Here is a 6849-nt window from a genome sequence, read left to right as displayed (position 1 = left end):
TGACCTTGACGCGCAGGATGGCGTAGAAGGCCACTGACAGCAGCACCCCCGACATCAGCGCCGACACCGGGGCGGGGGCCTGGCTGTGCGCGTCGAAAGCGCCGTGCGTAGGGGTCGTCGAACAGGCGGTCCGGGCGTTCACTCTCTTGGGCGCGCAGGAGAGCTACTCCCAAGGCGGTCGCGCCGATCCCGGTCAGGCTGTCGGGGACAGTCGAGTCCGGTGTCATGGTGTCGTCTTTTCCTTTACGGGTGTGGTGCCCAGGGCGTGGAAGTAGTCGTTGACGGGTGCGAGGTCAATGCTGTCGCCGCGGTAGCCGACGTATTTGTCCGGGCGGATCATGTACAGGCTGGGGCGGCGGACGCCGTAGCGGTTGTGGGCCTCGCTGCGCAGGTCGGCGAAGACGCCGCCGGAGAGGCCGGATGGCAGGTGGCCGCGGGTGATGAGATGGACCTCGCCGTGCCCGGCCATCGCCTCGTATGCCGTGGCCTGCCAGTGGGCCAGGGTGGTGGAGTCGGTGGTGTCCGCGGTGAACAGCAAAAGGTGGTGGCCGGGGGTGCGGAGGAGGTGCCGCAGTGAGACCGGGCCCTGGCGGTTTTCGAGGTAGACGTCGCGCATCAGCTCGCCGGCTTCCGGTCCGGTACCGGCGATGTCACTCCACGCCTTGGCGGGGGACTCGTGCCAGCGTTGGAAGACGAGGTGGCTGTCGCGGTAGTGGACGAGGTGTTCGCCGAAGGCGTTCGACAGGCGCTGCTGCACGGGGTTGAGCCTGCCGAGCAGGCGCAGCGCGTGCCGTCTGGCTCTGCGGGCGACCAGGGTGGTGCCGGTGGCGACCTTCGTGGTGGTCGAGGTTGCCTCTACCACGGCCTTTACCACGGGCCAGCGTTCGGTCTGGTAGCTGTCCAGGAGGGATTCCTCGGCGCGGCCGGTGACGACGAGCGCGAGTTTCCAGCCCAGGTTGTAGGCGTCCTGCATGCCGGTGTTCATGCCCTGGCCGCCCACCGGGCTGTGGCTGTGCGCGGCGTCTCCGGCCAGCAGGATCCGGCCGTCGCGGAGCCGGTCGGCCAGGCTTTCGCGGGCCACGAACGACGAACTCCACTGCAGGTCGCGGACTCCAGGGTCGAGGGGGGTGCGTTCGGCGATCCAGGTGGCGAAGTCGTCCAGCCCGGGGGTGCGCGGTGGCCGGTCGTCCGGCGTGCTGGCCAGGATGCGCCAGTAGCCTCCGACCATGGGGAAGACGGCCACCAGGCCGGATCGGTCGAAGTAGACGTGGAAACGGTCCCGCGTCAGCGGCCAGTCCACGGCGACGTCGCCCAGGATGAAGCCCCGCTTCAGATCGGTCTTTGCCCGGCCGATGCCCGCCGTCTCGCGAACGGTGCTGTGGGCGCCGTCGGCACCGATCAGCCAGCCCGTTCGATACCGCTCGCGGCGGCCGTCCCCGTGCTCGAGTTCCACGCTGACGCCGTGCTCGTCCGCCTCTTGCCCGAGCAGGCGGGTGCCCCATTCGACGGTGACCCCGAGGTACTCGGCGCGCTCACGCAGCAGCGCGACCGTCTGCCACTGCGGGATGCACAGGTCCAGCGGGAACGAGGAGTCCACGGCTGTCACGTCCATCTCGGCCAGGGTCGTCGTGCCCTGGTAGAAGTTCAGCGTGTGCAGCGGGACGCCTCGGTCGAGGGCGGCCTGGGCCAGCTCGAGGTCGTCCAGCATTTCCAGCGATCGAGCCACGATGGAGACCGCCCGGCTCTCTCGGTGGTCGGTGCTTTCGGCGTTGACGACGCGCGGGATCACGCCTCTGCGCGCCAGCTCTATGGCCAGCACCAGGCCGGTCGGTCCCGCACCGGCGATGAGGATGTCAGCGTTCACTGTCACAGATCCATCCTTAGAACGAATGATCGTTCTTTTAGAACAGCACGACCCCAACACCAGCGTCAAGAGCGAATGTTCGTTCTCTACTGGCCGGTCTGCGCCGACGCCGACATTAGGGCCTTCAGCCCACTCCTGAACGCCGCCGGATCCGCGTGGCCGTACACCGCACGCAACACCAGGAACCCGTCCACAAGCGCCACCAGGACATCGGCCACATGCCCCGCCGGGACGTCCGCAGGCAGAAGCCCGCGCCGCTGGTGGCGGGCCACGAGGCCGCCGACCACGCTGCGCGCCTCCTGCATGACCTCCTTCAGCTTCGCGCACAACGACGGCGAGCGCAGCGCCTCCGACCACACCTGGACCAGCAACTGCGCGGACTCGCGTGAGCCGGACAGCGGCGGACGGCCGACGCCCAGCACGAGGTCGACGATGTCGTCCAGATCCGGCGGCGTCGCGTCGTCCGCCTCGAACGCCAAAGCGACCTCGGCCAGAGCTTCGGAGGCGGTCGCAGCGATGATGTCGTCCTTGCTCTTGAAGTAGCGGTAGACGGCTCCGGCCGACAGTTCCGCCTCGGCCAGCACGTCCTGCATGGACGTGGCGTGGAAGCCGTTGCGAAGGAAGCAGCGGCGGGCGGCGTCCAGGATCTGGCGGCGGCGGGCTTCGAGATGTTCTTTGGGCATGCGTGCCATGGGACCGAACGTAGAACGAACATTCGTCCTTGACAACTTCGCCGCCCAAGCCATAGTGAAGGAACATTCGTTCTTTGCAGGAAGGGGCATGCCACGTTGTTCCCCGCCACCACACTGAGCGCTCTGGTCGCTCTTGTCTTCCTGCTCGCCGGCGCTCAAAAGCTGCTGCGGGGCCCTCAGGTGACCGCCAACCTCTTGCGACTCGGCGTCGGCTCGGCGATGACCCGAACCATCGGCGTCCTGGAGATCGCCGGTGCCCTGGGGCTTGTGGCTGGCCTCCTGTGGAGGCCGATCGCCGTAGCGGCAGCGGCCGGTCTCACGCTGCTGCTGATCGGCGCGATCGGCTATCACGTGCGCGCCCGCGACTTCGCCCATCGGCGCCACCGCTCCCACGCCGCGGCTCCCGTGCTCCTGGCAGTGGTCGCCGGGGCAACCACGATGCTGCTGCTGCTGACGCCGTAACGATGACCAGGCACAAACCAGAAGGGCCATACCCCGGACTCCCGCAGTAAATACCGGATTTACTGCGGGAGACGGCCCGCGAGGCGGTGGCGGCCACCGCTCCGACCTGGCACGCTCGGATCACCGTCTCGACGCGAGGTGTACGCATTTACTGCGGGAGTACGGGAGGGCCGCGAACCATGAGCGCGAGCGCCGCCGAGGTGATCCCCCTCGGCCGCGACGAACCCGAGACCTACGCCGACGCGGTCGAGGCCTACCTCCGCTCCGCAGGGATCGGCGCGTCGTCCAAGCGCGTCTACAAGATCTCCCTCACCACGTGGGCGTGGCTCGCCCGCGGCGAGCAGGCGCCGCTCGGCGCCGACCGCCGCGGCGCCGTCCCGCCGGTCGTTGCATTCGCCGACCTGAACGCGCCCGGCGCGGTCGAGGCGATCACCGCCGCGTTCGTCGAGCGGGCACGCCTGGTCGACCCGAACACGGTCAACCGGGAACTGTCGGTGATGAAGGCCGCCGTCGCCTGGTGGCGCGGCCGCGGCTGGCTGACGGCCAGCCCCATCGCCGGCATCGAACGCCGGCCCGCGCCGCCCGACCGCACCAAGGCCCTATCCCGCGACCAGATCGCCGACCTGTTCGCGTTGAAGGTCGCGCTGCGCGGCGGCGACGGTCACGCCAACAAGGGGTTGCCGTTTCATTTATCGACCAAACGGCATTGGGGCCAGGGTGAGCAGAAAGGCGCGCAGGCCGGGATTCTGCCCGAACTCCTCATCGGCGGTGAACCAGGAGGACGGCACGTCGGCCGCCACAGCCCGCTCGATCATGGCGAAACCGGCCGCCTCGGTGATCGAGCACGGCGCCGGGACCGGTCCCGTCACACCGACTTCGTCGAGCCGCCGTCGACGACCAGGTCGATCCCGGTGATGTAGGAAGCGTCGTCGGACACCAGGAACGCGATGGCCGCGGCGACCTCGTCGGCGCGTCCTGGACGCCCGAGGCTGATCCGCCGCTCTGAACGGACGAACGTCAGCACGGCCTCCTCCCGGGGAAGGCCGAGACGGGCCGAGAGGCCGTCCACGAACCCGCCGGGCTGATCCCACAGCGGCGTGCGGATGGAGCCCGGCGACACCGAGTTGACCCGCACGCCGTGCGGGCCGAACTCCTCCGACAGCGTCTTCGCCAGCGTCACCAGGCCGGCCTTCGTGACCGCGTAGTCGACGAAGTACGGGTCAGGCGTCCGCCCGGTGGTCGACGCGACGAACACGACCACGCCCCGCCGTGACGCCTCCAGCGCGGGAAGCGCGGCCCGGGAGACGCGCACCGCGCTCATGACGTTGACGCTCCACGTCCTCGCCCACTCGTCGTCGGTGGTGCTCACGAACGAGGCCCGGGTGGGCGCGATGCCGACGTTGTTGACGAGGATGTCGAGGCGGCCGAAACGTTCCAGGGTGGCGTCCACCAGAGCCGTTCCCGCGTCCGGATCGGCCAGGTCGAGGTTCACGTGGTGAAGCTCCGGCGGGTTGTCGGCGGGCCGTGCCAGGTCGCCGGAGACCACATGCGCTCCGTCGGCGATCAGCCGCCGCACCGTGGCCGCACCGATTCCCGACGACCCTCCCGTCACGATCGCGATCATCCCGCTCAGATCGTTCAACACGAACTCCTCACATCCCGGCGGCTTTCCCGTGAGCCGCCGTCCAGTCCGACAGTCAGAGCATCCAGCACGATGCGGGTCAATAGTGGGATCAGGACATTCACCTTACGTGTGGACATATGCCCGTGATGCTATAGCCAAAATCAGCACTACTCGCCATGTTCCATGTTCGCCCAGGCATGGTCGGACTACAATCGATCGCATGCACCACGTCCCCAAGCTGCTCGACGGAAGACTCAAGCTGCGGCACCTCGTCCTGGTCGACGTGCTGAGCACTCAGGGAACCGTGATCGGCGCGGCCAGGGCCCTGCACGTGACCCAGCCCGTCGTCACCCGCAGCCTGCAAGACCTCGAGCAGGTCCTCGGCGTCGCCCTCTACGATCGAGGCCCCCGCGGGCTCACCCCCACCGACTTCGGCGTCGCCTTCACCTCCCACGCGCGCGCCGTCCTCTCCCAGCTCTCCCAGGCGGCCCGCCACGTCGCCGAGATCGCCGACGCGGAACGCGGAACCGTGGTCGTGGGGACCCACCTCACCGGGTCGAACCTGCTGATCCCCCGGGCGATCGCGGCCCTCAAAGCCGAACGCCCGCTGGTCACCGTGATCGTGCGCGAGGGCGGGACGGACATGCTGCTGGCCGAGCTGGAGTCGGGACGACTCGACGTCGTCGTCGGCCGTCTCACCTCGCCGTCGGACGAAAGGCTCGTGCGCCGCACGCTGTACCAGGAGTCGGTACGGGTCGTGGTCGGCGCACAGCACCCGCTGGCCCGGCGTTCCGATGTTCGGCTGGACGATCTCGCCGAGTATCCCTGGATCCTGCCCGGGGTCGAGACGGTGCTCCGGCGTGAGCTCGAAACGTACTTCCTGGAGAACGGATTCGAGCTCCCGCAGAACAGGGTGGAGACGACGTCGTTCCTCACGGTCCGGCACCTCCTCCTGGAGACCCACAACATCGCGGTGATGCCGGACCTCATCGCCCGGGAGGATCCGCGGATCTCGATGCTCCCCATCTCCCTGAAGCGCATCGGGCACAGTGTCGGGCTCACGCTGCAGGCCGACCGCCGTCTCAACCCGGCGACGTCCGCGTTGATCGACACCCTCCGCCGTACGGCACGCGACCTCTCCCTGCCACCCGATCTGCCGTCCGATCTGCCACCCGACGCCCCGATCCCGCCGGCCCGCGACTGAGACGTCAGAGACCCAGGAAGGTCTCGGCGTTCCCGCGCAGGATCGCCCGGCGCTCGGCCTCCCCGAGGTCAGGGCTCGTGTGGATCACGCGTCCGGCCGGACGCTCGCCCAGGGGGTAGGGGTAGTCGCTGCCGAGCATCACCCGATCGACGCCGATCGTGTCCACCAGCAGTTTCAGCGCCCGGTGGTCGAAGACCACCGAGTCGGTGTGGAAGCGACCGAGGTAGTGCGACGGTGGGTGCTCGGACGTGCCGATGACGTCGTGACGCTGGTGCCACGCGTTGTCCATCCGCCCGACCCAGAACGCGAACGAGCCGCCGCCGTGGGCGAAGCAGATCCGCAGACCGGGATCGATACGGTCGAACACGCCACCGAGGATCATGGCGAGGATCGACAGATGCGTCTCGGCGGGCATTCCCGTCAGCCACTGCGCCATCCACCGGTCGAGCCGCGGCGACCTGGCCATGTCCCAGGGGTGGACGAACACGGGAACGTTCAGCCGGGCCGCGTGCTGCAGGAACGTCACGATGCCCGCGCTGTCCAGATCCCGATCGCCCACGTGGTTGCCGATCTCGACCCCCCGATGGCCGTTCGCGATCGACCGTTCCAGTTCGCGGCAGGCCGCGTCCGTGTCCTGCAGCGGCACTTGGCAGAACGGCAGCAGCCGGTCCGGAGCGGGCGCGCAGATGTCAAGCGCCAAATCGTTGAAGATCGCCGAGATCTTGGCGGCCTGGGAGGCGGACCGGCCGTAGGAGAAGAACGCCGGCGTCGGTGAGAGGACCTGGATGTCCACGCCGTCGGCGTCCATCTCGCCGATGCGCACCTCGGCGTCCCAGCAGTTGTCTTGGATGGCGCGGAACTCCGTGGAACCCATCATGATCATGGCATCGCGCTCCGAGTCGATGCGCAGCCAGGGGACGGGCTCCTCCACCGATCCGAGGTCGGGCCAGCCACGGGGAACATAGTGCGTGTGTACGTCGATAGAGCCGCTCATGGTCACGCC

8 protein-coding genes are annotated in these 6849 nt (G+C 68.7%); 3 read left to right on the top strand and 5 right to left on the bottom strand.

Annotated features, from left to right (window positions below; genetic code table 11):
- From ACZ6S0_RS52100 to ACZ6S0_RS52090, 3 genes are all read right to left on the bottom strand, one after another.
- Nucleotides 1–55, bottom strand: a 55-nt coding sequence (locus ACZ6S0_RS52100) for a hypothetical protein (RefSeq protein WP_465928464.1), incomplete at its 3' end; no start/stop codon positions are given.
- Between the two features lie 168 nt (nt 56–223).
- Nucleotides 224–1870, bottom strand: a complete 1647-nt coding sequence (locus ACZ6S0_RS52095; protein WP_465928460.1) for an FAD-dependent monooxygenase — start codon at nt 1868–1870, stop codon at nt 224–226.
- A gap of 80 nt (nt 1871–1950) precedes the next feature.
- Nucleotides 1951–2556, bottom strand: a complete 606-nt coding sequence (locus ACZ6S0_RS52090; RefSeq protein WP_465928458.1) for a TetR/AcrR family transcriptional regulator — start codon at nt 2554–2556, stop codon at nt 1951–1953.
- Nucleotides 2557–2652: 96 nt separating this feature from the next.
- Between ACZ6S0_RS52090 and ACZ6S0_RS52085 the strand changes: the two genes are divergently transcribed.
- Both ACZ6S0_RS52085 and ACZ6S0_RS52080 read left to right on the top strand, forming a co-directional pair.
- Nucleotides 2653–3018 (top strand): DoxX family protein, encoded by a 366-nt coding sequence (locus tag ACZ6S0_RS52085; RefSeq protein ID WP_465928456.1) that lies wholly within the window; start codon nt 2653–2655, stop codon nt 3016–3018.
- Nucleotides 3019–3197: 179 nt separating this feature from the next.
- Nucleotides 3198–3938 (top strand): hypothetical protein, encoded by a 741-nt coding sequence (locus tag ACZ6S0_RS52080; protein ID WP_465928455.1) that lies wholly within the window; start codon nt 3198–3200, stop codon nt 3936–3938.
- On the opposite strand, the gene ACZ6S0_RS52075 is transcribed toward ACZ6S0_RS52080, so the two are convergent.
- Entirely contained in the window at nt 3884–4660 is a 777-nt protein-coding gene (locus ACZ6S0_RS52075; RefSeq protein WP_465928453.1) for an SDR family NAD(P)-dependent oxidoreductase, read from the bottom strand. The genes ACZ6S0_RS52080 and ACZ6S0_RS52075 overlap by 55 nt on opposite strands.
- Before the next feature lie 202 nt (nt 4661–4862).
- Between ACZ6S0_RS52075 and ACZ6S0_RS52070 the strand changes: the two genes are divergently transcribed.
- Nucleotides 4863–5846, top strand: a complete 984-nt coding sequence (locus ACZ6S0_RS52070) for a LysR substrate-binding domain-containing protein (protein ID WP_465928451.1) — start codon at nt 4863–4865, stop codon at nt 5844–5846.
- Between the two features lie 4 nt (nt 5847–5850).
- Here ACZ6S0_RS52070 and ACZ6S0_RS52065 read toward each other — a convergent pair whose 3' ends face one another.
- The gene (locus tag ACZ6S0_RS52065) at nt 5851–6840 is read right to left on the bottom strand and encodes an amidohydrolase family protein (RefSeq protein ID WP_465928449.1); all 990 of its coding nucleotides are present in this window, start codon (nt 6838–6840) and stop codon (nt 5851–5853) included.
- Nucleotides 6841–6849: the final 9 nt, after the last annotated feature.

It is taken from the genome of Nonomuraea sp. NPDC051298 (assembly GCF_055586305.1).
Note: the sequence above shows the minus strand (reverse complement) of the source record. Positions and strands in the feature narration are given on the sequence as shown.

Excerpts from the sequence above, each read along its gene's own strand:
- ACZ6S0_RS52080 (WP_465928455.1), top strand. The coding sequence starts at position 3,198 with ATGAGCGCGAGCGCCGCCGAGGTGATCCCCCTCGGCCGCGACGAACCC.
- ACZ6S0_RS52065 (WP_465928449.1), bottom strand. The coding sequence starts at position 6,840 with ATGAGCGGCTCTATCGACGTACACACGCACTATGTTCCCCGTGGCTGG.
- ACZ6S0_RS52070 (WP_465928451.1), top strand. The coding sequence starts at position 4,863 with ATGCACCACGTCCCCAAGCTGCTCGACGGAAGACTCAAGCTGCGGCAC.
- ACZ6S0_RS52090 (WP_465928458.1), bottom strand. The coding sequence starts at position 2,556 with ATGGCACGCATGCCCAAAGAACATCTCGAAGCCCGCCGCCGCCAGATC.